Genomic DNA, 24,448 nt, shown 5'->3' with positions numbered 1-24,448 from the left:
TTGATTCTGCATTTGGAAGGATTCCAGCAGCATCTTGTTAACTAGGTACATATGTTATGATGGCTTGAGCAAATTTTCCTGTCTTGACAATCATAAGGCCGGTCAAGACCGGCCTCGTGATTATTCAATTCGCGGTCGAAGCAATTACTCTGTAGGTACTTTGATTTCGCCGCTGATGATTTTTTCTTTGTATTCGTCAACTTTAGCAAGGATGTCAGCAGAAACATTTTTTGTAGAAGTATCAGCAATACCTACACCGTTCTCTTTCAGAGTCAGGTTTTCAGAACCGCCAGCAAATGTGCCGTCGATAACTTCTTGGTTTACTTTCTTAACTGCTTCGTCAACTTTTTTGATCATGGAAGTCAGTGTAACATCATCACCGAACTCCAGAGATTGGTCTTTATCCACACCGATTACCCAAACATCTTGTCCTTGTTTTTTGCGGGCAATGGCTTCGTTGAACACACCGTTACCTGTAGCACCGGAAGAGTGGAAAATGATGTCCGCGCCTTGGTTGTAGATTGTAGCTGCAGCTGCTTTACCAAGGTCTGGTTTGTCAAATGCGCCTGTATAGTTGGAGATCAATTCAGCATCAGGGTTAACTGCTTTAACGCCTTCTCTGAAACCAACTTCAAATTTCTTGATCAGTGGGCTGTCCATACCGCCAACAAAACCGATTTTGTTCGTTTTTGTAGTCAGACCGGCAACAACGCCAACCAGGAAGGAACCTTGCTCTTCAGCAAATGTAACGGATTTAACGTTAGGAGAATCTACAACACTGTCGATGATCGCCAGTTTGGATTCAGGGTTTTGGTCAGCAACCGTTTTGATTGCGTCAGCCAATTGGAAACCGATACCCCAAGTCAGGTCATATCCACCTTTAACGAATTCGTTCAGGTTAGGAATGTACTCTTCATCGGATTTACTTTGCAGGTATTTAACTGCTGTACCTGTTTCAGTTTCAGTTGCTTGCAGGGCTTCCCAAGCGGATTGGTTAAAGGATTTGTCGTTAACGCCACCTACGTCAGTAACCATACCGATCTGCAAATCGGATTTCGCTTCAGTGGATTCGCCACCTGTTGTTCCACCGGCATTTGTTTCTTCCTTCGGTTTGCTTCCGCAACCTGCAAGCATTACCGATACTGCCAGCAACATGACCAAAGACAAGCTGAGCATCTTTTTCATTTCTCTTGTTCCCCCTTAATGATATATACCTAATTCCTACCCAGGTCGATATTGAACGATGAACAGATGTCTGATATGACTTTTATGCGGAATGTATGGTTTCTTCGACATAAAGAGCCCATTCACACCTTATCTTTACCGGATCATCTGCCGAAAAACCGAACATTATGACTAGGAGAGAAAAGTTTAGGACTAGCCTACTAGAGGTGATTATACATTTAACCAGTGTTAAAATCCAGATGTTTCATGACTAAAAATCACATATTTTTAGACTTTTATTGTTGAAAACGCTTAAAATTTTAGCAGTTTAACACGCTAACGTTACAACGATGTGATGTTATATAACAAAAATATACCATCATTATCACCATTAGCCAGTAACTCCTAGTTTTCATTTGCATTATATGAACGTTCGGTTTTTATGTATCTGCCAGAGACCTGGTAGCTGTAAACCGCATCCAATCTAAGTTTGTCCTTCCGGACCCCGGTGTATTCGTCCACACTTTCTGGCGTAAAAAAAGCCGCCATAAGGTACGGCGGCTTGCATGTTACAATTTAAGCGTTGATTTTGCCTTTAGCTACAGTAGCCAAAGAGTTGAACGCATTGATGTCGTTAACGGCCAGATCAGCCAACATTTTGCGGTTCATGTCCACTCCAGCAAGTTTCAATCCATGGATCAGTTTGTTGTAAGACAAACCGTTTTGACGTGCTGCTGCATTAATACGAACGATCCACAGTCTGCGGAAGTTACGTTTCGTGTTGCGACGGTCACGGTATGCGTAAACCAGGGATTTCATTACTTGCTCGTTAGCTGTTTTAAAAATGCGGTGTTTGGAACCGAAATAACCTCTTGCCAGTTTCAAAACCTTTTTATGACGACGACGTACTACAAAACCGCCTTTTACTCTTGCCATATTAAAGAACCTCCCAAATAAATATTAAATGTATCCGTGGTATGTGTACGGCCTAAGCCGATCCCCCATACGGATGTACTATTTCAAGTTAGCCAAGCCTTGTTTCAAACGTCTTACGTCCCCTGCTGCCATTACTGGGTTGCCGTTCAGAACGCGCTTAGCACGTTTTGATTTGTGGGAAAGCAAGTGGTTTTTGTGTGCTTTGTAACGAAGGACTTTACCGGAACCGGTAATTTTGAAGCGTCCTTTCAAACTGCTGTGTGTTTTCATTTTAGGCATTTTGTGTTTCCTCCTTCAATGTTATCAGGCTTTTGGAGCCAGAATCATGATCATACTTCGGCCTTCCAATTTCGGTTGACGCTCGATGGTGCAGAGTTCTGCAACTTCCGTCTTCACGCGCTCCAAAATCCGTTGACCAATGGCGGCATGCGCAATTTCACGTCCGCGGTAACGAACGGAACATTTCACCTTGTCGCCTTCTTTCAAAAACTTAACTACATTACGAAGCTTCGTTTGATAATCGTGCTCCTCAATATTGGAACGGAACCATACTTCTTTAATGTCAACAATTTTCTGGTTCTTACGGGCTTCTTTTTCTTTCTTTTGTTGCTCATAGCGGAACTTGCCATAGTCCATGATGCGACACACCGGCGGCTTAGCCTGTGGTGCCACATTGACCAGATCCAAGTTCAGATCAATCGCCATTTGCAGTGCTTCCCGAATGGGCTTGATCCCAATTTGTTCTCCTTCAGCTCCGACAAGGCGCACTTCCTTCGCCCGAATCTCATCATTAATCATGTGATCTTTACTAATAACCGTCCACCTCCAGGTCATTTTGAATACTGTTAAACAAAAATAAAAGGGATGCCGGTCAAGCTACCGACATCCCTGTAATCAACACAATTCTTCATGAGTAAACACTTCATAAATTATTGGGATCGTTGACCAGCCAACATCAATGTTGGTCAGGTGAGAAGTCGGACTTCTGCTTGTGATTCCATTGCTATTCATTTAACGCACTTGAATACTATAACACCTTAATCAACTATAGTCAATATGTTTTAGGATATTTTCTATAATCTTTGGTGTGAAGCTGTTTATCATTACCCTTGCTTGCTCTGCACCTCATCCAAACGTACAACACGTGTATGCTGGGTATGGCTCCATTGTTTGTTGTTCTGCGTGAAGAACGCGTAGAACGTAATCGGATACCACGATAGCAGATAGATCGGGAATACAATCAGATACAGATACACTTTCGCAAAAGTGACCTTCTCCAATGCCATCGACAACAGGAATGTCAAAATGTTCAAACCAATGGCTACGAAGCCTACCCATAATGGGAAGTACCCGTAGATGTTGGCAATATGCGGTCCGCTGAATACGGCAGTATCCACCCACATCACAGCGGTCATCAGGAATGTCAGTAATACAACGTATACGTTAGCACCATATACGGCAAGGTCAAACTTGACCAAACTTCTTTCCTTAATACTTTGCCACAACAGCGGGAAGAAATATCTCCGTGCTACCGTAAAGTGACCTTGCATCCAGCGCAGACGTTGTCTTGCTGAAGCTTTGAATGTCAAAGGCTTCTCATCAAATACTTTTGCATCATAGTTAAACACGGGATACACATTACGCTGCACACTGCGCATCGTAAACTCCAAGTCCTCGACAAGGCTAGTCGCACCCCAGCCGATTTCCTTCAGCAAATTCGTTTCAAAGCACATTCCTGTACCGCCAAGGAAATTGGCCATGTTCAGGTTGTGACGAGACAACTGCCACAAACGGTTGATGTACCAGTACGATACCCCGTATGCTGCAGTAATCCAGGAATCTTCCGGATTTTTCGTATCGATATAACCTTGAATAACACGCGAACCGTTGCACAAGTCGTTATTCATCTCAAGCAGGAAATTGCGATCAACCAGGTTGTCGGCATCAAACATCACAACGGCGTCATACTGACGCGGCAATTTCCACAGATATTTGAGCATCCACTCAATGGCGTAACCTTTACCTCTGAGATCGGCATTTGTACGCACACATGCATTCAAGCCATGATCTCTGACGATTTGAGCTGTACCATCCGTACAGTTATCACAGATAACGAACACATCATACAGATCTTCCGGATAATCGAGTTGTTTCAGGTTCTCCATTAATGCACCGATGACCTGCTCTTCATTGTGTGCTGCAACGAGTACAGCGAAAGACTTTGTGGCAGGATAGTGTTTCTTTTTCTTTTTCTTATACAGACCGAACAGCGAAAACGTGAATTGGTACACGGCTAGCAGTGCCAGTATGACCTGCATCGTGACGAATATAGCGTCCAACATCGTTCTCTGTTACCCCCTTTTTTTCAAACCCTGTTTACTTTAGCGTTTCTCTACCTGATTCTGCATCTTTGTTTTTTTGTAATGTGCAGAATATGACCCTGGTCTTTTGTTTACTACGCAAGTATTTCAAGCATGGTTGCTTCCAATTTGGCTGCTTTATCGATTTTGGATGCTTTTCAGCTATTTGTCAAAACCGCAATTTCACTTCCTAAAGCAGAAATGTGAACATTAAACGCTGAATTGGCAGTTCGTGATACTGCGCCCTCGCATTCATGCCTGTTATATCTTATTTTCAGCCGTTTGCTTGATTTTTATTTCTAAAGTCCCTGCTTTTTTCATTCCCCAGTACTGTCCAACCAGAGGCTATATAAAAAATAACGCAAACGGACACCAAAAAGTTCAATATAAAACTCACATTTTTTTAACCTCATTTCAGCCATGTTGAATCATTGTATCTTTTTTAGCTCGTCCGAGTCAAAAAGTTAAGTTGGATGATTAACCACTCTTTAACATGAATTTTACGTTGTTCACATGTCTTCTTCTTGAAAAGGACAACATTTAAAAATATGATAAACATATACCTGAAATAACCTGAACTTCACGAAAAACGGTTATATAGTAATCAGGACAACACCGGACACAGGAAACATACCGGAAATACTGCCGCCAATTCGGGCGGCCTGACTGGCAGGAGGCCAATATGAGCCGTTTATTCGTTAAGTTTCAAGCGTACGATCGCAATGTATTTATGTGGATTAATGGTCGACTTCATAATCGATTTATGAATTTTTGGCTGTACTATCTCACCCATCTGGGCGGAGCAACATTTTCTATTGCCGTATCCTTGTTGATATGGCTGCTCGCTCCAGCCCCTTGGAATACGACAGGCCTACAGGCATGTATCGCTCTGGCTGTGAGCCATATTCCCGTAGCCATCGCCAAAAGGTTGTATCCTCGCATCCGGCCATATCTGGCCATGCCGGAGACGATCACCTTCCGCAATCCCCTGACGGACCACTCATTTCCTTCAGGGCATACAACCGCTGTCTTCTCGGTAACCGTTCCGTTTATGACTATGGAACCTATTTTGCTGGCGACGCTGCTGCCGGTTGCACTGATTGTCGGATTCTCTCGAATTTACTTGGGTTTGCACTATCCTTCGGACGTGCTTGCAGGTGCTACAATCGGTACTTTAGTCGCACTTGCGACAGTTGCATTATGGTCCTAAAGCAGATATGTTAGACTAAGGAAAACCTAGCAGGAACAGGTGAAGCAAGCGTGGAGAAAAAACGAGTATTACTACTTTCAGAAGGCTTTGGAGCCGGTCATACACAAGCCGCTTATGCACTGTCCAGCAGTTTGAGAAAGCTCTCACCGGAAGTACAGACCAAAGTGCTCGAACTGGGTAGTTTCCTTAACCCCAGGGTCGCACCACTTATTATTACGGCATACAAAAAAACGGTAACCAACCAGCCCAAACTTGTCGGATACGTATACAGGCATCAATATAAAAAGTCTTTAAACCGATTGACTACACTCGCATTGCACAAGCTGTTTTACACACATACACGTAGTGTCGTACGGCAGCTTCGTCCAAATGCCATTGTATGTACGCATCCCATTCCAAGTGCTGTCATATCAAGATTAAAGCGCCTCGGTGTACAAGTGCCACTCTGCACGGTCATTACCGATTACGATGCGCATGGCACGTGGATCAGTCCCGAGGTGGACTTGTATCTGGTATCTACTGAAGAGGTCAAGTCCAAATTGATGCTGCGCGGAGTTGCCGTGGACAAAATACGAGTTACCGGCATTCCGGTACACCCCAACTTTTGGGAGCATCCTGGCCGGGATGAGATTCGTGCCAAGTTTAATCTGAAAGATATGCCCACCGTTCTTGTCATGGGCGGCGGCTGGGGAATGCTCAGCGATGAAGTGGTCAATAAGCTTCTGACTCGCTGGCATAACGACATTCAGATCATCTTCTGTCTCGGACGCAATGACAAAATCCGGATCAGCATGGAACAGAACCCGGAGTACCGGAAAGAAAATATTCACATTATCGGATACACCAAAGAAGTGGATAAGCTAATGGAAGTTTCGGATCTGCTAATAACCAAGCCTGGTGGAATGACATGCACGGAAGGACTCGCCAAAGGTATTCCGATGTTGTTCCATAATCCCATTCCGGGTCAGGAGGAAGAGAACGTTCAATATTTTACCGCCAGAGGACTGGGCGAACCGATCACTTCGCTCGATGTCGTGGTTAAATGGATGAATAAATTGTTACATAAATATCCCGACATCGTCCGTAAACGCAAACGCCATTTGGCACAGATTGCCAAATATCGTCCGATGGAAAGTGCACAAAGCATCATTGATCTTCTGGACCTTCGGCCGTTCCAGACTGATCAGGCTAGATTATGATCAAAAGTTCGATAAACAAGCCGCATACACTTATGCAAAGAAAAAAAGGTCCCTTCAACGTGAAGGTACCTTTTTTCATGTTTACTGTAAAATGAAATATATAAAAACTACTGAATGCCTGCCGATTTCAAATATTCCTGCCATTGTTTGGTGTACTCCGCTTGTATTTTCTCCAGCCCTGCCTGCTTAGCTTTTTCCATAAATGTATTCAAGCCTGCTTCAACGTCTGCAACCAAACCAACGTTCAGTGGGTACAGATACTGTTTCTCCACTTGCTCAAGCGCAGCCTTCTCTGCCTGAAATGGTGTCCAGTCCTCAGCAAATCCGGTAAAGATATCCGGCTTCTTGATTTTGTCCAGCTCCTCGAACATGGCGAGTACGTCGTCGAACGTTTTATCATAGAGCATGAAGTCCGGATTCCGCCAAGCCCAGCCATTCATGCCCTCACGCGGGAATCCATTCGTCTGAGCATCGCCCACCATTTTGTAGTAGCCATCCTGCACTTCAAAGTTCTTACCTTCTACACCGTATTCCGTAAGCCAGTTGTAACGTTTGTCTGTTACCAGCTTCTCATAAAAAGCGAGTGCCTTCTCCGGATTTTTGCTGCTTCGCGGTATGGCGAATCCATTGTGAATCGGATGAACCGGCTGTGCAAAACCTTTGGCATTCGGATAAGCGAAGTATCCAAGCTTCCATTCGGGATGCGTAGATTGGACTTTGATCACATCCGCATTAAACTTGTTCGGGTTCTCGCCTGATAGCACAACAGCCGCCTTGCCATTTTGCAGCAGTGAATTCGATGTGTCCTTTACGTTCAGCACGTTTTTCGGGAAAAACCCTTTATCCATCCAGCGTTTGTACGTTTTCAGGTCCTCCAGATGCTGGGCGGATCCCCAATAGGACGTGATGGTTGACGGCGAATCGTACATAATATCAAGCCCGTAAGGGAGCTGACCAGCCGTATTCACCAGTTTGGAGGTTAACTGTCGGATGCCGTGAGTGTGATTGGAATTGTTGTCCGCGATCGGAATCATGTTCGGTTCATTGGCTTTGATTCCTTCAAGATAAGCTTCAAGCGTCTCCAGGGATTCCGGTTTGGGCAGATTATACTTTTCGCGCAGGTCCTCCCGGTAAGCAATTCCTTCTGTCACATATTCGATCCAGGTCGAAGGCACGGTATAGATTTTTTCATTGATTTTAACAGCATTCCACATGTCCTCGGGCACGTGGGACTGCAATGTTGGTGCCGCCTTCGGCAGCAGCTCGTCGAGCGGCAGGAATGCTCCTTTTTTGGCATACGATTGATAGAATGTCCAGTCCGCAGTGAAAATCAGGTCAATCGGCTGGCCAGAAGAAAGAAGGAGCTTATATTTTTGATCCCAGTCCGTCCAGGAAGTGTAGTTAAATTTTACATTGACGTTCAGATCAGCCTCAGCGAGTTTGTTAATTTCGGATTCAATAACAGGCAAGTCTTTGGGCGCGTCCCCCAGCATGTAAAATTGCAGGGTTACCTTCTTGCCTTTGTCTGTCGAAGACGCCCCTTCCTCATTCCCTTGCGCCGATCCCCCAGATCCGTTATTACATGCGGCTAATATCCCGGCAAACAACATTAGGGCCAGCACCAGAGACAAGTGCCGAATTATTTTGTTGCGCATACGCATCCTCCCTTTTGTAGGAAACCTTATATGTTAGCGTAAACTGCCAGGACACGAGCAGAAGTAAACAAACAACTGGCTGGCGCCCCGAGCATTTTTACGTTCTAACCTTTTACCGCACCAATCGTTAGACCTTTGACGAAATAGCGCTGTACAAACGGATACAGGAACAAAATCGGACCCGTCACCACAATCGCCATGGCCATCTTGGTTGATTCCGTAGGTACATCCTGGCTGAGCGTAATTCCTGTGCCAATGGCCATCTGATCAATAAAAGTAATCGTATTCATCGTGTTATACAGGTAAAACTGCAGCTGATACATATCCGGGTTGTTAATGAACAGAGACGAAGTAAACCAGTCATTCCAGTAACCCAGAGCCAAAAATAAACCTACGGTTGCGATCCCGGGCATCGCCAGTTTCAATACAATGCTGAAGTAAATGCGGAAGTCATTCGCGCCATCCATTTTGGCGGATTCAACCAGCTCATCCGGAACAGCAGAACGGATAAAGTTTTTCATCAAAATGATAAGAAATGGCGTCATCAATCCAGGAAAAATAAGGACGGTATACGTATCCGTCAAATTGAAATAATTAGCCAGCATAATGTACCAAGGCACCAACCCACCGCCAAAGAGCGTGGTGAAGTAAATGAAGAAAGAGAAGGTATTACGGTATTTAAAATCTTTGCGTTGTAGTACGAAGCCTGCCATCGTAATGAGGAACAGTCCGAGCGCGGTCCCCACAACGGTTGTAAAGACAGTCACTCCGTATGCTTTCAGCACTTGAGTAGGGAATTTGAACACCATTTGATAGCCTTCCAGGGAAAAGTCTGTTGGAAAGAGATGATAGCCATCTCTTACAATCGACTCATTGCTGCTGAACGAGCCGGATAGGATTAGAAGAAAAGGCAGCAGACACATGATGGACAAAATCAGAATGACGCCATAGGCGATGATCTGAAACAGCAAGGTAAATTCCGAATCTCTGGCACGGGTAGTATGCATGATGCTTCTCCCTTCTGCCCGTTGGGCGGTTTAGAACAAGGCGTAATCCTCATTCACTTTTCGGATGATGTAGTTCACGGTCATGATCAAAATGAACCCGAATAGAGACTGGTACAAGCCTGCTGCGGTAGCCATCCCGATATCAAAGGTCACTTTCAGGGAGCGATACACGTACGTATCAATAATGTCTGTGGCGTTATACAGCACACCGTTATTGCCAATAAGCTGATAAAAGAGATCAAATTGCCCCTTCATAATGCTCCCCAGAGAGAACAGAAGCAGAATGACAAAGGTCGGTTTCAGCATGGGAACGGTGATATACCAGATACGCTGAAAAATATTCGCTCCATCAATGCGGGCAGCTTCATAATATTCGTCACTGATCCCGGTAATCGCCGCCAGATAGATCACCATACTGTAGCCAAGATTCTTCCATAGATAAAAGATAATGATCAGGAACACCCATATCCAGGGCGTGTTATAAATATCAATCGGGCCGGCTTCAAAGCGTTTGAGTACTGTGTTCACAAAACCGGATTCATAGTTGAACATGTTGTAAGCGATTACACTGAGTAGTACGAATGCGATGAAATACGGTAAGAACATCACGGATTGCGTAATTTTCTTAAAGAGCTTGCCACGGACTTCACTTAACATAATGGCACAGAAAATGGCGAGTCCATTTCCCAGTATAATGAAAGCCAGGTTATAACCCACTGTGTTGGTCGTAAGCTTCAGCAGCATGCCGGACTGCCAGAGAAACTTGAAGTTTTCCAGCCCTACGAATGGACTGCCGAATAATCCGCCTTCAAAGTCGTACCGGGTAAACGCATAGTAGATACCCACCATCGGAAAATACGAGTTAATAAGAAAAAAGATCAGTGTAGGCAGCAGCATCAGAAACATGATTTTGTTTTTGTTCAATTCTTTGAGCATGGCTCGATCCCTCCCGAATTTCTTGCAGCGCGGTTGCGCCGTGGAGCTCTGTTTTTAGTGTATATGCCCTTCCCGCTCCCCGATACTGAAGCTTCCCGCCGGAAAATGAACGATATTGCCAAACCGGATATGAACAATGTGAACCAACACTGAAAAGAACTTTAGTGCGTTCACAAATGTTGATATCGTGCATAACCTGAGCATCGTGAACAATTCAGCGAAAGTTGAACGATATATACTGAAACAACCTTTTAAACCTTGTACAATATTGATGTAAACGCATACATAATGTATAATTTAAAGGGCTATCCTCATCCAAAGCGACCTGCTGTGAAACAGAGCGTAACGCTGTGAAATGAAGTTTTTTCACCCAAAATGCACATGTTCAGGGGGAACTGATTGATGCGCAAACGTTCGGAGGACAGTCAAAATGTATTTTCTCGCATACTGATTGGCATCATTGTCAGTACCGTTGCTACCCTGCTCGTCGCTTCTGCCATTCTCTACGTCAACTACAATCGCATCGCTCTCCGCCAGGTCTATCGCACCGATATGAACAGTCTCACACAGACCAGCCGGGAAGTGTCCAAAATGACCGAAACGGCCAAATCCTTGTCTTATCAGATTTATCAGGACTACAGCATCTCTGCACTTCTCCTGTACTCTAAACCAAGCATTTATGAAGTCACTCCAGCCATGGAGCAGCTCGATAACTACCGCATGTCCCTTCCCTTTATCGAATCCATCTATGTATACAACTCCAAAAGCAACGAATTCTTTATTAGTTCAGAAGCACGTAATGGTCAGCAAACCCTTGCCGAATTAGACGATCAGGGCATTAAGGATATCCTCCAGCGATTTCATGAATACAAACCCTTTGTTCCGATTCCACGTACTTACCAGGTTGGTTCTACAGAAGAAGTTGAAGTGAATAGTTACACCTATCTCTGCTATGACACCATCAATGATAATGCCGAATTAAACTACGCAGTCGTAGTCAATATCAAGGACGATTGGTTAAGTCCCAACATCAATGCAGCGGATCAGCCGGGCAAAACATTTATTATTAACGAAAACGGACAACTGCTGTCCGATTTTGGCGATCGCACGTTAATGCAGGATCTCTCCAAGGAAGCCTTTATGCACCCCATTCTGCAAAATACGGAGCAATCTGCCTACTTTACCGCTGACGTTGACGGGGAAAAATCACTTATCACCTATACCACACCTGATAATTTGGGATGGCGTTATGTACGAATTACACCTGATCATTTGATCACTGCTGATATTCGCAGCATGCGCACGCACACCGTCCTGTTTTGTCTGGGCTTGCTTATTGCTGGACTGCTGCTCTCTTACCTTGTTTCTCGGAAATTATATCACCCCATCGATAAAGTCATTGTTCGCATGCGAGTTATGGAAGCCGAGCGTCGGGGAAGTCTGCACATCTTGCGTCAGGATTTTTTGCGTGGTGCTCTACAGGGGCGAGAGACGGTCTCCGGGGGGATTTTGGAAGAGCGCATGAAGTTTTATGGTTCGTCTGTCCAGGTTCATCGTCCGTCCAGGCTGGTATTGCTGCGTATTGACCGTTTTGCCGATTTTTGCGAAACCTACCGGGACGATATCAAGCTTGTTAAATATGCGATGATGAACATTTGCATAGAATCGGCGGAATTTCGCTACCACACGGAAACCGTCGATATGGGCGGGGACATGATTAGCCTTCTTTTCAATCACAAAAATTCGGATCAGCAGGACGTACAGGATGCAGAGGAAGATATGGAGGAACTACTGCGTATGCTGCAGGATGCGGTAATGCTGCATTTGAAATGCTCCGTTTCGTTCACTGTCGGGCCCGAGGAAGACTCTTTCGAGGATGCGATCGCCGGCTACCCCCACTCAGCGGAGGCTTCCCTGCACCGATTATTCAGCGGTCCGGGCTGCCTGCTGTATACAACCGACATCATGGCGTATCAGGCCAAGGAATATACATTTCCGGCAAGTAAAGAGCGGCAGCTCATCGATTGCCTCATGACAGGCAAAACGGGCGAAGCCAAACAGATCTATACGGATATCGTGGATGAAACGTCAGCATACCCTTTTACCGTATTCCAATTGGCTCTGTCCCATCTGACGATGACACTGAACCATGTACGCAATACGCTTAAAAAAAATAACCAGCTTACACTGAATACGATCTCGGACACTGCAATGCTTCCTCTCCATGAAGCGGAGGAACTCCGTGAAGTTCATGCCCACTTCTATCGCCTATTTGATGAATTAGGATTGAAAGTGGAAGAGAAACGAACGCTGAGGCATGAAGAGCTCCTACGCCGAATTAACAGCATTATCGAACGGGATTATGCGGACACCAATCTCTGCCTCACCTCCATTGCTGAGGAACTCACTATGTCGCCCATCTATATCAGCAGGCTGTATAAACAACTCACGTTAAAAGGACTAACGGATGTGATTAACGAGACACGAATCATCAAAGCCCAGCATCTGCTGATTGAGACTGAGAATTCCGTTGCAGATATTGCTGAGAAAACCGGATTCACCAACAGCTCCTACTTTTATCGCATGTTCAAAAAGTTCAATGGGGTGACCCCAAATGATTATCGTCGCAAGGAACTGCGCTCCGAGCAAATGTAACGATATCGATATCTTCTAATGATCTTGAAGAAGAAACATCAAAAAAGCGGCACACGAAGTGATGAGTCTCTCCTCCATGTGCCGCTTATTCATTTTACTCTTGGTCTTCTCCGGAATCATCCGAAGCTTCACGTACTTTGTACTTGTCCAGACGCATCTGCTGATACTCACGCAGCGCCTCTTCACCCACAATGACTTCCACACGGTGAATGTTCATGCCTTTGCCCATGAATTTCTGCTCGTATTCCGTCATGACATGCTCTTCATTCAATCCATCACGATGAAGGTTCAGGGACAGATTGGTCATTTGCAGACCATAGTCGGCAATCGCATTAAGCGAGAACTCGAACAATGTCTCCGAATCGGTCTTGAAGTGAATTTGGCCCTTGGCGTTAAGCAGTTCTGTGTATTTCTTCAAAAAACGCGGATGAGTCAAACGACGGCGTGCATGCTTGGCTTTTGGCCATGGGTCACTGAAGTTCAGATAGATCCGTTCCAGCTCTCCCGCTTCAAACACGTCCTCGATCTGTTCAATGTTCGCCAGGACAAGCTTCACATTGGGCGGCGTTTCTACATCAGCCTCACTCCACGCATTACGGGCCTTCTCACTGGCCCGGCGCACCAATTCATCATACATATCGATACCGATAAAATTGTATTGCGGATATTTATAACTCATTTGGCTGATAAATTGACCTTTACCCATACCAAATTCAACAAAGATCGGATGGTCGTTGCCAAACAGTTCAGACCATTTCCCCTTGTACTGTTTGGGTTCCAGAACAACAAGATCCACTTGCTCCTCCAGATTTTCCCGAATCCCTTTTCTGCCACGTAAACGCATTTTATTCCTCCGTTTGTCCATACTTGTCTCAGACTCATTTTGCCGAAGAACCGGCCAATTGTAAAGAGCAATGAAAAAGGAATCTTCGGATCTGCCACTTGGGGCAAATCTCAAAGATTCCCTCTTCGATTTATTTGGAATTGGGGTCCAACTACTTTAATAGTTCATAGTCTACCTTATCTTGGTGTGAAAAATCAAATGTCTTTTCGAAAGCCGTGCGAACTTTTTGTCTTGCAGCCGCTTCCACTTTCGGATTGCCATTAAATCGAACACCTGTCAAAGCCAGTGCCTCTTCTGCCGTCAGTTCTACTGAAACATGATGAAGGTTATTGTTTTTAACTTGGGAATTCATTCATATCACCTCACGGTATAGTATGGTCCATGACGTCAATTTTGATTCAAATGCTATGATGAATAGTACCCATTGGATGCTGTCTGACGTTAAATTAAATATAACACAAGGTGTAAACTATAGCAAGCGAAAAACCTTGATAAACCAGTCTATTTTTGAGTTCGAATTCCCCTTTTTTTGCGTTTTTTGATACAATGGTTAAAGTCCATGGAGACACGGATTATTACAATCCGTTCTATCACGTGAATAGATAAACATCTGTCTCTCCCGAGAGGGAATGCGGCAGCCAAAGGAGCACCCTGAAGATGAATGCACCTGCAATACAACCTCCTCTTTCCTGGGGAGATAAACGATTCCACACCTGGAATTATGAAATGCGAAACGAGTTCAACAATAAAGTGTTCAAAGTTATGCTTGATGCAGGATTCACCTGCCCAAACCGTGACGGTTCAATTGCCAAAGGCGGATGTACCTTCTGCAGTGCACGGGGATCAGGAGATTTTGCCGGCAGCCGGCGGGATGATCTGGTTACCCAATTTAATACGATTCGGGACAAACAGCACCTCAAATGGCCTACGGCCCAGTACATTGGCTATTTCCAGGCATATACGAACACGTATGCTCCTGTAGAGCAGCTCCGTGAGTATTTTGAAGTGATTTTACAACAGCCCGGTGTCGTTGGTCTGTCAATCGCCACTCGCCCCGATTGTCTGCCTGACGATGTTGTGGATTACCTGGCCGAACTGAATGAACGTACCTACCTGTGGGTTGAAATGGGACTCCAAACCATCCACGAGTCGACCTCAACGCTCATCAACCGCGCGCATGATACGAAATGTTATGAAGAGGCCGTAGAGAAACTGCGGAAACGGAATATACGTGTGTGTACACATATCATCTATGGCTTGCCTCAGGAAACGCATGAAATGATGCTGGATACCGGACGCGCAGTAGCCAATATGGATGTGCAAGGCATTAAGATCCATCTGCTGCACCTCATGCGTAAGACGCCAATGGTCAAACAGTATGAAGCCGGGCTTCTTCGATTCCTGGAACAAGACGAGTACATCAAACTGATTGTCGATACACTCGAGATGCTTCCACCGGAAATGATTGTGCACCGCCTCACCGGTGATGCTCCGCGTGATCTGTTGATTGGACCGATGTGGTCCATGAAAAAGTGGGAAGTGCTGAATTCCATTGACCGCGAATTACGTTTACGTGATTCATGGCAGGGTAAATATTGGAGGGGAGCATAAGATGGGCTTTCTCTCGGTTCTTAGCTGCGCCCATCAATGGGTATCCTCCCGTTTGCAGCCCGGGGATTTTGCGATTGATGCTACTGTAGGCACGGGTGCGGATACCCTGTTTCTCGCACAGCAGGTTGGGAAACGTGGTCAGGTCATCGGTTTCGATATCCAAAATGAAGCGCTGACTCTTGCACAAGCCCGAATTCGTAAACAGGAAGACGGATCAAAGCTCGGTTCCATCTCCCTGATGGAGTTAAGCCATGACCGAATGGCTGAAGCTGTTCCCGAGCAATGGCAGGGCCAAGTGGGCGCAGTCATGTTCAACTTGGGATACCTGCCCGCCGAAGGTGCGGATGCTTCTGTTATTACTCTAACGGACAGCACGATTGGGGCATTTGAAGCAGCACTGGGCCTATTGCGACCACGCGGCATAATTACAGCTGTATTGTATCCGGGCCATGAGGGTGGTGCACAGGAGGCAGATGCAGTACTGGCCTGGTGTTCGGCTTTGCCTGTAGACCAGGCACAAGTTGTGATGTACCGCCAGCTGCAGCGCGCAACCTCTCCATTTCTGATTGGTATTGAGAAAAAGTAATTTCCTTTACTCTCCAAATGCCATAAAATAAACACATTAAATAGCACGACATCGCTGTGCATGAATATGGGCCAAGCTCTAACCTTGGCTCGTTTACTATGACGATGCGTGCTTTACATATTTGGCTGCTGCAACCGTATACAATACGGAATGCACAGGCATGGATTTGATTAAAGCGATTCACCACTTCATATACTAGAGGAGAGATTACGATGTCTAAGCCATACCCACTACAATTTCAACCCGAGTTTAAGGAACGTGTATGGGGAGGTCGGGCGCTGGAGCAATTCGGTCTGACACCACCTGAAGGACATATTGGAGAAGGATGGATGATTGCAGATCATCCTAACGGTACAACCAAAGTCATTAATGGCGAACTTGCAGGTAAAGGTCTGGATGAAGTGCGGGAACAGCTAGGTACTTCGTGGCTCGGAACAAAAGGTGTATCTGAAAAAGGCGGACGCTTCCCCCTCTTGATCAAACTGCTGGACTGCAATGATGATCTATCCGTACAGGTTCATCCGACAGATGATTATGAAGCCCTTCCTCCAGGCGAACTTGGCAAAACAGAAATGTGGTATGTGCTGGACGCGAAACCGGGAGCGCACATCATCTATGGCCTAAACGAAGGAGTCGATCGTGCGGTACTGAAGGAAGCATTGGAGAATGGCACAGTGATGGATACGCTCCGTCAAGTACCGGTTGAAGCGGGAGATACGTTCTTCATCCCTGCCGGAACGGTACATGCTCTGTGCGCAGGAGTGGTCGTTGCCGAGATCCAGCAAAATTCGGATACAACTTATCGGATCTACGATTATAATCGTCCAGGACTGGATGGAAAACCACGCGAGCTGCATGTTGAAGATTCCTTGAATGTGACTGCCTATGAGGGCGCTGGTGCTACCACAATGAAAACGAATAACGCGACACCAGGCGAATGGCTGAAGCTTGCGGAATGCCCTTATTTTGTAGTAGAAAAAGGAATTGTTACGGATCGGTGGGAGCTCTCTACTCATGCTGACAGTTTCACCATTCTCGTCGTTTGTGAAGGGAACGGAACCTTGGAATGGGACAATGATACTCAGGAAAAAATTGAATTGAGCGCTGGACAATGCTACCTGCTGCCTGCCAATCTTGGAGCTTATACGCTGGATGGCAATACGACAGTTCTTCGTTCTTATCTACCTTAATCAAACCAGTGAAGGAGGGGTTACACGATGCAGGAATCTACGTTTGCCCTTGTGGGTAATGAAGGTACCCGCATTCATGTCTACCGCTGGCTTCCCGATCCGGAATGCGATATCAGAGGCGTTGTACAGATTGCGCACGGTATGGCCGAGACCGCAGCACGATACGTTGAATTCGCCGAGTGTCTTACCAGTCACGGGTATGCTGTCTACGCCAATGACCACCGAGGACATGGGAAATCTGTTGAGAATCCGAAACTGCTTGGCAATGCCGGAGCTGACGCCTTTCGCTGGATGGCAAGTGATATGATTAATCTCGGTGAGATTGCATCCAAGGAACATCCGGGAGTCCCTTTGTTTCTGATGGGACATAGTATGGGATCGTTCCTGGTGCAGCATCTGATGTATGCCGGACATGAACGTTACCATGCATTTATTTTGTCGGGAACCAATGGGAAGCGTGGTCTTCTCCGATTTGGTGAAAAACTGGCACTCATGCAATGTGGTATCCAAGGTGCGGCACATCCGAGCATGCTGCTTAACGCCATTGTGTTCGGCGGCTTTAACCGTTCCTTCCGTCCGGCAAACACGCCTTTTGATTGGCTATCGCGTGATGCGGACGAAGTTAAACGATTTATCGACGATCCATTATGCGGGGCCATCTGTACCGCCGGATTCTTTCGTGATTTTTTCAAACTGTTGTTGGAAATCCATACGCCTGAACACATGAAGCGGATTCCAAAGGATAAAGCAGTGTATCTGTTCTCCGGAGAACTGGACCCTGTGGGACTGAATGGTAAAGGTGTGTATAACCTGGTCTCCCAGTACAGACAGCTTCAGATTCAGGATGTGGAGTATCGCCTGTATCCCGAAGGACGGCACGAGATGCTGCACGAGACCAATCGTGAAGAAGTATGCTTGCATGTGGTCAACTGGTTAGAGCGTCACACGCCGGGCTCCGAGCAAGACAGCACGAATGGGATTCGTGATACACTCGCTGATACGGTCTGAATTTCCATACAAAGCTATAGCAATACAAAAGCCCCTACCGAGGGACACAGTTTGCACTGTGCCCCAGGTAGGGGCTTTCTGCTAGGTGAATCTAAAATGATTGCTAATGTTGTTTCGGTCCGTGTTACCCTTCGATCAGCAAGGATTCTGGATCTTCCAGCAGTTCCTTCACCGTAACGAGGAAGCGTACTGCCTCGCTACCATCGATAATACGGTGATCGTAAGACAATGCGATATACATCATTGGACGATTTTCCATACGCTCTGCGTCAATCGCCACCGGACGAAGCTGGATCTTATGCATACCGAGAATACCCACTTGAGGTGTATTCAGGATCGGTGTAGACAACAGGGAACCAAAGGTTCCGCCATTGGTAATCGTAAACGTACCGCCTTGCAGGTCGGAGAGCGCAAGAGAGTTGGAGCGAGCTTTGGAAGCGAGGTCCGCAATACTCTTCTCAATCTCAGCGAAGCCCAGTCGATCTGCATCGCGAACAACAGGAACAACAAGACCTTCCTTGGCAGACACTGCGATTCCGATGTCGTAATATTTTTTGAGTACAACATCTTCCCCATCAATCTCAGCATTGATAGTTGGGAATTTTTTGAGTGCGCCAACCACGGCTTTGGTAAAGAAAGACATGAATCCCAGGCCGATATCATGCTTCTCTTTGAACTTGTCCTTGCGACGTTTACGAACATCCATGATTGCAGTCATGTCTACTTCGTTAAAGGTTGTCAGCATTGCCGCGGTTTGCTGTGCTTCTACCAGACGCTTCGCAATGGTAGCCCGGCGACGGGACATGCGTTGGCGTTCAACCGGTTTAGCATAAGTAGAACCTCCAGCTGCCGGAGCACTTGCTGGTGCTGCCGGAGCTTTGCTTGCAGGAGCTGGCGTTGAAGCCGGTGCCTGCGTGTTATGACTTTTTACGTCTTCCTGATACACACGTCCAATCGGATCTTTGCTCTGAACCTGATCCAGCTCAATGCCGCGCTCGCGAGCAAGCTTGCGTGCAGCTGGTGAAGCCGTTTTGGTTCCATTCTCGGAAGATTCCGGAGCTGCAGCTGCAGGTGGAGTTGCTACCGCTACTGCCACTGCTTCTGGAGCTGGGGCCGCAGCCTGCTGCTGTTCTGCAGCCGGCTGGGAAGCGGGTGCTCCGCTTCCTCCTCCAGTTCCTGCTCCCAGCGTACCAATCGTTTCTCCGATTTCAACCGTTTCGCCTTCCTGACGAATAATTTTCTCGAGTACTCCGCTCTCTTCGGCACTGATTTCGATATTTACCTTATCTGTTTCCAGCTCCAGAAGAACGTCACCCTGATTTACAGTTTCGCCTTCTTTGACAAGCCATCTGGAAACCGTTCCTTCAGTAATCGATTCACCCATTGCAGGTACTTTAATTTCACTCACAGCTGTTACCTCCCCAGTGGAATATTATTCTTCGTCGTTTGCTTCAACGCGGATGTAATAATCTGTTGCTGTTCCATGCTATGCACACTTTGATAACCGCTGGAAGGACTCGCGTGTTCCGGACGGCCTTCGTATCTCACGGTTGTTCCTTCCGGTGCAATAGCGCGCAAGCGAGGTTCCATGTATGTCCAGGCTCCCATGTTTTTGTTCTCTTCCTGAACCCAAACCAGTTCTTTCAGCTTGCTGAAACGTGCAAGTACGCGCTTGATTTCTTCCGCCGGGAACGGATACAGCTGCTCAACACGAATAATGTGAAGCCAGGACCAGTCGGCTTTGTCTTTCTCAAAAGCGTCCTCGAGATCGATGGCGATCTTACCACTGCACAGAATGATGCGTTCTACGCGATCCGGTTTGGTTCCAAGCCCTGCTTGTTCAAGTACAGGCTCAAACTTGCCTTCACTGAACGCTGCAGCGGGAGATGCAACACGCGGATTACGAATAAGACTCTTCGGCGACATCAAGACCAGAGGACGTGCATCTTCTGTTTCAGTCAACGAAGCCTGACGGCGCAGCAGATGGAAATACTGGGATGCACTCGTCAAGTTGGCAACCGTCATATTATCTTCTGCACAGAGCTGCAGGAAACGTTCGAGACGGGCACTTGTATGCTCAGGTCCCTGCCCTTCATTGGCATGAGGAAGCAGCATGACCAGACTCGACTTCTGAGACCATTTGGCACGGCCAGCGGATACGAATTGGTCAAAAATAACCTGTGCACAGTTGGCGAAGTCACCAAATTGAGCTTCCCAGATAACAAGCGTATCCGGGGAATACACGTTATATCCATACTCGAATCCAAGCACCGACTCTTCCGACAGCGGACTGTTGTAAATGGCAAATGCTGCACGTGCTTGTGGCAGATGATGCAGCGGGCAGAATGTTGTCCCGTTCTCCGAATCATGCAATACCAGATTCCGGTGAGCGAAGGTTGCACGTTCTGCGTCCTGTCCGCTGATCCGAATTGGCTTGCCGTCAGCCAGAATCGTAGCAAATGCCAGTGTCTCGGCAAGACTCCAGTCCACTTTTTCGCCCTCGTTCAGGGAAGTGCTGCGACGCTGCAGAATACGCTGCAACTTCGGATATACATTGAAGTTCTCTGGCCATTTCAACAGATCGGCATTAATGCTGCGCAGATTCTCCAGCGGCACAGCTGTTGGAATAAGCGACACCGCCTCAGGTTGAGTGGCTTTCAATTGTGACTGCTCATGAACTTCGTTTTTCTTCATTTGTTCATAAGCTTCTTTCAGACGATTAGTCACCGCATCGCGAATGCTGCCAATGGAGGCATCATCAACAACCGCTTCCTGCTTGAGCTGGTCCTGATACAGATGACTCACTGTAGGGTGACTCTTCACTTTTTCATAGACCTTCGGTTGGGTTGTCTCCGGATCATCCGTTTCATTGTGACCATAGCGGCGGTAACCGATCAGATCAATCAGGAAATCCTTTTTGAACTTGTTGCGATATTCTGCTGCCATTCGAATCGCCGCGATACATGCTTCCGGATTGTCTGCATTCACATGCACAATCGGAATCTCGTAACCTTTGGCAAGGTCACTCGCGTAATAAGTAGAACGGGAATCGCTGCTATCGGTTGTAAACCCGAGACGGTTGTTCACGATAATATGAATCGTTCCGCCGTTCTGATAGCCCGGGAGTGCTTTGAAATTGAGCGTTTCCGCCACAATGCCTTCACCAGGGAAGGCTGCATCGCCATGCATCAGAATTGTCGCTGCTTTTGTAACGTCCTGTTTCGGATATCCCGGATCACGCCGATCATCCTGCGCCGCACGTGCAAAGCCTTGAACGACAGGGTTAACGTATTCCAGGTGACTTGGATTGTTAGCCAAAGTCAGACGAGCCTGTACTGCTTCGCCATCTTTTACAAAGCGGTTCGCACCAAGGTGGTATTTGACATCCCCTGTCCAGCCGTAATTGATTCCTGTCGATCCTTCAGACGGAACCAGATCCTTGTTCGGGGAATGATGGAATTCAGAGAAAATTTTGCTGTATGGTTTACCCAAGACATGAGCGAGCACGTTCAGACGACCCCGGTGAGCCATCCCCATCAAAATGTGGCTTGATCCCGAGTGTGCCATAATACGTACTGCTTCATCCAGCATCGGTACGAGCACGTCGTTCCCTTCAATCGAGAAGCGTTTTTGTCCCACAAACGTTTTGTGAAGGAAATCCTCAAACTGCTCCACCTCAACCAGACGTTCCAGCAGTGCCTTCCGTTCATCCTGATTCAGTGGTGCCGGGGAAGTCCGTGATTCAGCACGGCGGTTCAGCCACTCGCGTTCATGAACTTCATGAACATGGCTGAATTCATAAGCAATCGGACCTGTATAGATCTGGCGCAGTCGCTGAATGGCATCCCAGCCGTTGCTCGTCTGTCCATCTGCACCCTCCCAGATCAGGGATGCGGGCAGTGCTTTCAAATCTTCTTCATTCAATTCAAAATGCTTCGGTTCCAATAAAGATGTATCTGAATCCTCACTTATGCCAAGCGGATCAATATCCGCGGCAAGGTGACCATAAGTTCGAATATTCCAAACCAGTTTCCCGGCTGTAACCGCTTTCTGTAATAATTGAATATCCACGCTCCCGGAAGCTGTTTGGGCGTTGCCGGAATAAGTGGCTGTATGTGCATCTCTGCCAGGCATCGGCGGAGCACCCCATTGTTCAAACAATTCCCGATATGCGGGTGTAACCGATTCAGGATCTTGAGAGAATAATTCATATTGTTCTTGTACGTATCCCAAATTGGGTCCATAGTAACTTTCCCAGGGCTTCTTGTTGCCTTCCTCGATCGTCATCGACGTTCCCTCCGTCTTGATTTAGTCGTATTTTTTGACGGAAATCATTGACTAAGCCGTAATTTGCGTTCGTTCAACATTTTAAGCGAAATTTTTCATGAAGTCCAATCATCGTGATGTTGGGGGTAAATAACGTTGTTCCGACGCTCCCGTCAAGGTTTGTCTGCGTTTTCAAAAACATAATAAACAATAATTGGATATGCCGCCAACGCAGATGTCGAATCGTGTCCGAATCTGCTCGAGGGTTCCATCTAGCTCAATGTAAATCGAATTCGTTTTCTAATGTCTATTCTATAAACTTTTACGCTCAGGAGCATTTCCTATTTTTAGTTCAATTGATGCATAAATTAGATGAATCAGATAAATGAAGCATAAACTCTGCATATCGCAGATATATCTGTTTCCACGTTTCCGCATTAACCCCCTTTAATAAGAATTGTGGTCCAGAACCAGCGAAAACAAACCGTCCAGTTAAACATTAACCATTTGAGAACAGATTCAACAAAAAAAGACCGTGAATCGTCAGATTCACAGCCTTCGCTTCGGTGTACCGTTTCGAATCGGAGTAGCGGGATTTGAACCCACGACCTCACCCACCCCAAGGGTGCGCGCTACTAGGTTGCGCTATACCCCGATAGACAATTCCTTTAAGGACACTACTTAACTCATTTATTCAAAGTGGTCGGATTGACTTGTAAATTAGTCACAAGTTTTTTTGGAGTGTGGTCGAACCAATAGCTAACTGAGAAAAACCTTAAGTTATAGAAGAATAAAATTATTCAGTCTGTCTCTAATCAAATAGTTGGTAGCTGATCGTATGTTACGCAATAAACGATATAATTATCGTTGTCAACTTCATTGAGATAATATGTACGGAAACTTCAACAGAAAGCTCAAGGGATTCGTTCCTGTCTATGGCCATTCCATTGATGGAGGTCATAGCCTGATTGCCTACTTGTGTAAGAATAAGGAATCTGTGAGCTGTAATTTCAAAGATTAGCATAATAGTTACCGGATACCAAGAGCGTGATCAATATAGCACCCTATAATTTACATCAACTTCAAAAAAACTCAACAACTCCCTCACATCTTCAGGCGTTGCTCAAAACCCATTATTTTATTTTTTATTAAAAATTTAAATATAATGTAACATTTATCTTTTATGGTGTTTATATTTGTGAGGAAAAACCTCAAAAAACGATATAGGGAGTGTGAATTTATTGATTTTCAAAAAAACTTGGCTAATTGTTGGTACGCTTGCTCTAAGTTTTAGTTTAATGGGGAGTGCGTGACAGGCTGGTTTTTTGCCTTATTTGTCGGCAAGATTGACGACATTATCATCTACACGATAAAGGACATAATTACTATTCCATATTTCCGTAGAAACAACAGCTTCTTTATTGTCTTTCTTAAAGAAAAATGCTGCCCCTTCCTGCTGCTTGAACTGCCAGCCTTCCCTCTCCATTCGATCTTTAAGAATTTGATTACTGTTTATTTTTCGTCCAAGGTACTGCCCATCTTCATCCATCTGAACAATGGATACATTCTTTGTATTTAACTTATACATAAGCTTTACATTGTTATAACCAACGTTGTTGATGTATGTTGCTCCTAATATGACTAAAAGAATAATAAACCCAATAAAGCTAAATAAAATAATCTTCCATTTTCTCTTCATCCGTTCCCCCCCCAGAAAATATTTACACTTATTATTTAAACGGTCCTGAACATCAAATAGTTACCAAGAAAAATAATCGACTAATATATTTTCTTTCTATGCTTTATTTATCTACTCACCGT

General features: G+C 45.9%; 20 protein-coding genes and 1 tRNA gene. 7 read left to right on the top strand and 14 right to left on the bottom strand.

Features of this window, described 5'->3' with window-relative positions; genetic code table 11:
* Positions 1-144: 144 nt before the first annotated feature.
* The 5 genes from AC3RCI_RS08705 to AC3RCI_RS08685 form a co-directional block, all read right to left on the bottom strand.
* On the bottom strand, positions 145-1,185 hold the full coding sequence (locus tag AC3RCI_RS08705; RefSeq protein ID WP_095288334.1) for a BMP family lipoprotein: 1,041 nt from the start codon (positions 1,183-1,185) through the stop codon (positions 145-147).
* A gap of 555 nt (positions 1,186-1,740) precedes the next feature.
* Positions 1,741-2,100: a 50S ribosomal protein L20 gene (gene rplT / locus AC3RCI_RS08700; RefSeq protein ID WP_095288335.1), complete on the bottom strand. Its 360-nt coding sequence runs from the start codon at positions 2,098-2,100 to the stop codon at positions 1,741-1,743.
* 78 nt (positions 2,101-2,178) lie between these two features.
* Positions 2,179-2,379: a 50S ribosomal protein L35 gene (gene rpmI / locus AC3RCI_RS08695; RefSeq protein WP_062320217.1), complete on the bottom strand. Its 201-nt coding sequence runs from the start codon at positions 2,377-2,379 to the stop codon at positions 2,179-2,181.
* 24 nt (positions 2,380-2,403) lie between these two features.
* The gene (gene infC / locus AC3RCI_RS08690; RefSeq protein ID WP_153980623.1) at positions 2,404-2,898 is read right to left on the bottom strand and encodes a translation initiation factor IF-3; all 495 of its coding nucleotides are present in this window, start codon (positions 2,896-2,898) and stop codon (positions 2,404-2,406) included.
* A 305-nt stretch (positions 2,899-3,203) separates the two neighbouring features.
* Entirely contained in the window at positions 3,204-4,442 is a 1,239-nt protein-coding gene (locus AC3RCI_RS08685; RefSeq protein ID WP_095288337.1) for a glycosyltransferase family 2 protein, read from the bottom strand.
* A gap of 700 nt (positions 4,443-5,142) precedes the next feature.
* On the opposite strand from AC3RCI_RS08685, the gene AC3RCI_RS08680 reads away from it, so the two are divergent.
* Both AC3RCI_RS08680 and AC3RCI_RS08675 read left to right on the top strand, forming a co-directional pair.
* Complete coding sequence (locus AC3RCI_RS08680) at positions 5,143-5,670, top strand: phosphatase PAP2 family protein (RefSeq protein ID WP_153977671.1); 528 nt, start codon at positions 5,143-5,145, stop codon at positions 5,668-5,670.
* A 50-nt stretch (positions 5,671-5,720) separates the two neighbouring features.
* A complete protein-coding gene (locus AC3RCI_RS08675; RefSeq protein WP_127539343.1) occupies positions 5,721-6,869 on the top strand; it encodes an MGDG synthase family glycosyltransferase in 1,149 nt (382 codons plus the stop codon).
* Between the two features lie 107 nt (positions 6,870-6,976).
* Here the strand turns inward: AC3RCI_RS08675 and AC3RCI_RS08670 are convergent, their stop codons facing one another.
* The 3 genes from AC3RCI_RS08670 to AC3RCI_RS08660 form a co-directional block, all read right to left on the bottom strand.
* Positions 6,977-8,530 carry an ABC transporter substrate-binding protein gene (locus tag AC3RCI_RS08670; protein WP_419719964.1) on the bottom strand — a complete coding sequence of 518 codons (1,554 nt, stop codon included), beginning with the start codon at positions 8,528-8,530 and terminating at the stop codon, positions 6,977-6,979.
* A 98-nt stretch (positions 8,531-8,628) separates the two neighbouring features.
* Entirely contained in the window at positions 8,629-9,531 is a 903-nt protein-coding gene (locus AC3RCI_RS08665; RefSeq protein ID WP_095288341.1) for a carbohydrate ABC transporter permease, read from the bottom strand.
* Positions 9,532-9,561: 30 nt separating this feature from the next.
* Complete coding sequence (locus AC3RCI_RS08660; protein WP_492528661.1) at positions 9,562-10,467, bottom strand: ABC transporter permease; 906 nt, start codon at positions 10,465-10,467, stop codon at positions 9,562-9,564.
* Positions 10,468-10,869: 402 nt separating this feature from the next.
* Between AC3RCI_RS08660 and AC3RCI_RS08655 the strand changes: the two genes are divergently transcribed.
* Complete coding sequence (locus AC3RCI_RS08655; protein WP_492528659.1) at positions 10,870-13,122, top strand: AraC family transcriptional regulator; 2,253 nt, start codon at positions 10,870-10,872, stop codon at positions 13,120-13,122.
* 94 nt (positions 13,123-13,216) lie between these two features.
* Here AC3RCI_RS08655 and trmB read toward each other — a convergent pair whose 3' ends face one another.
* Entirely contained in the window at positions 13,217-13,966 is a 750-nt protein-coding gene (trmB, locus tag AC3RCI_RS08650; RefSeq protein WP_336779340.1) for a tRNA (guanosine(46)-N7)-methyltransferase TrmB, read from the bottom strand.
* A gap of 151 nt (positions 13,967-14,117) precedes the next feature.
* A complete protein-coding gene (locus AC3RCI_RS08645) occupies positions 14,118-14,318 on the bottom strand; it encodes a hypothetical protein (RefSeq protein ID WP_095288345.1) in 201 nt (66 codons plus the stop codon).
* A 305-nt stretch (positions 14,319-14,623) separates the two neighbouring features.
* On the opposite strand from AC3RCI_RS08645, the gene mnmL reads away from it, so the two are divergent.
* From mnmL to AC3RCI_RS08625, 4 genes are all read left to right on the top strand, one after another.
* Positions 14,624-15,577: a tRNA modification radical SAM protein MnmL/YtqA gene (mnmL, locus tag AC3RCI_RS08640; protein ID WP_127539338.1), complete on the top strand. Its 954-nt coding sequence runs from the start codon at positions 14,624-14,626 to the stop codon at positions 15,575-15,577.
* 1 nt (position 15,578) lies between these two features.
* A complete protein-coding gene (gene mnmM / locus AC3RCI_RS08635) occupies positions 15,579-16,163 on the top strand; it encodes a tRNA 5-(aminomethyl)-2-thiouridylate-methyltransferase MnmM (RefSeq protein ID WP_492528657.1) in 585 nt (194 codons plus the stop codon).
* A 212-nt stretch (positions 16,164-16,375) separates the two neighbouring features.
* Entirely contained in the window at positions 16,376-17,353 is a 978-nt protein-coding gene (locus AC3RCI_RS08630) for a type I phosphomannose isomerase catalytic subunit (protein WP_095288348.1), read from the top strand.
* 27 nt (positions 17,354-17,380) lie between these two features.
* Positions 17,381-18,361 (top strand): alpha/beta fold hydrolase, encoded by a 981-nt coding sequence (locus tag AC3RCI_RS08625; protein ID WP_492528655.1) that lies wholly within the window; start codon positions 17,381-17,383, stop codon positions 18,359-18,361.
* 124 nt (positions 18,362-18,485) lie between these two features.
* Here AC3RCI_RS08625 and odhB read toward each other — a convergent pair whose 3' ends face one another.
* From odhB to AC3RCI_RS08605, 4 genes are all read right to left on the bottom strand, one after another.
* Positions 18,486-19,769: a 2-oxoglutarate dehydrogenase complex dihydrolipoyllysine-residue succinyltransferase gene (gene odhB / locus AC3RCI_RS08620; RefSeq protein ID WP_095359138.1), complete on the bottom strand. Its 1,284-nt coding sequence runs from the start codon at positions 19,767-19,769 to the stop codon at positions 18,486-18,488.
* A 5-nt stretch (positions 19,770-19,774) separates the two neighbouring features.
* The gene (locus AC3RCI_RS08615; protein WP_492528653.1) at positions 19,775-22,648 is read right to left on the bottom strand and encodes a 2-oxoglutarate dehydrogenase E1 component; all 2,874 of its coding nucleotides are present in this window, start codon (positions 22,646-22,648) and stop codon (positions 19,775-19,777) included.
* 560 nt (positions 22,649-23,208) lie between these two features.
* A tRNA-Pro gene (locus tag AC3RCI_RS08610) sits at positions 23,209-23,282 on the bottom strand.
* A 675-nt stretch (positions 23,283-23,957) separates the two neighbouring features.
* The gene (locus AC3RCI_RS08605; protein WP_492528651.1) at positions 23,958-24,326 is read right to left on the bottom strand and encodes a hypothetical protein; all 369 of its coding nucleotides are present in this window, start codon (positions 24,324-24,326) and stop codon (positions 23,958-23,960) included.
* Between the last annotated feature and the right edge of the window lie 122 nt (positions 24,327-24,448).

This window comes from Paenibacillus sp. MT124 (assembly GCF_058792755.1).
The sequence above is the reverse complement of the archived record's forward strand: the minus strand, read 5'-3'. Positions and strand labels throughout refer to the sequence as shown.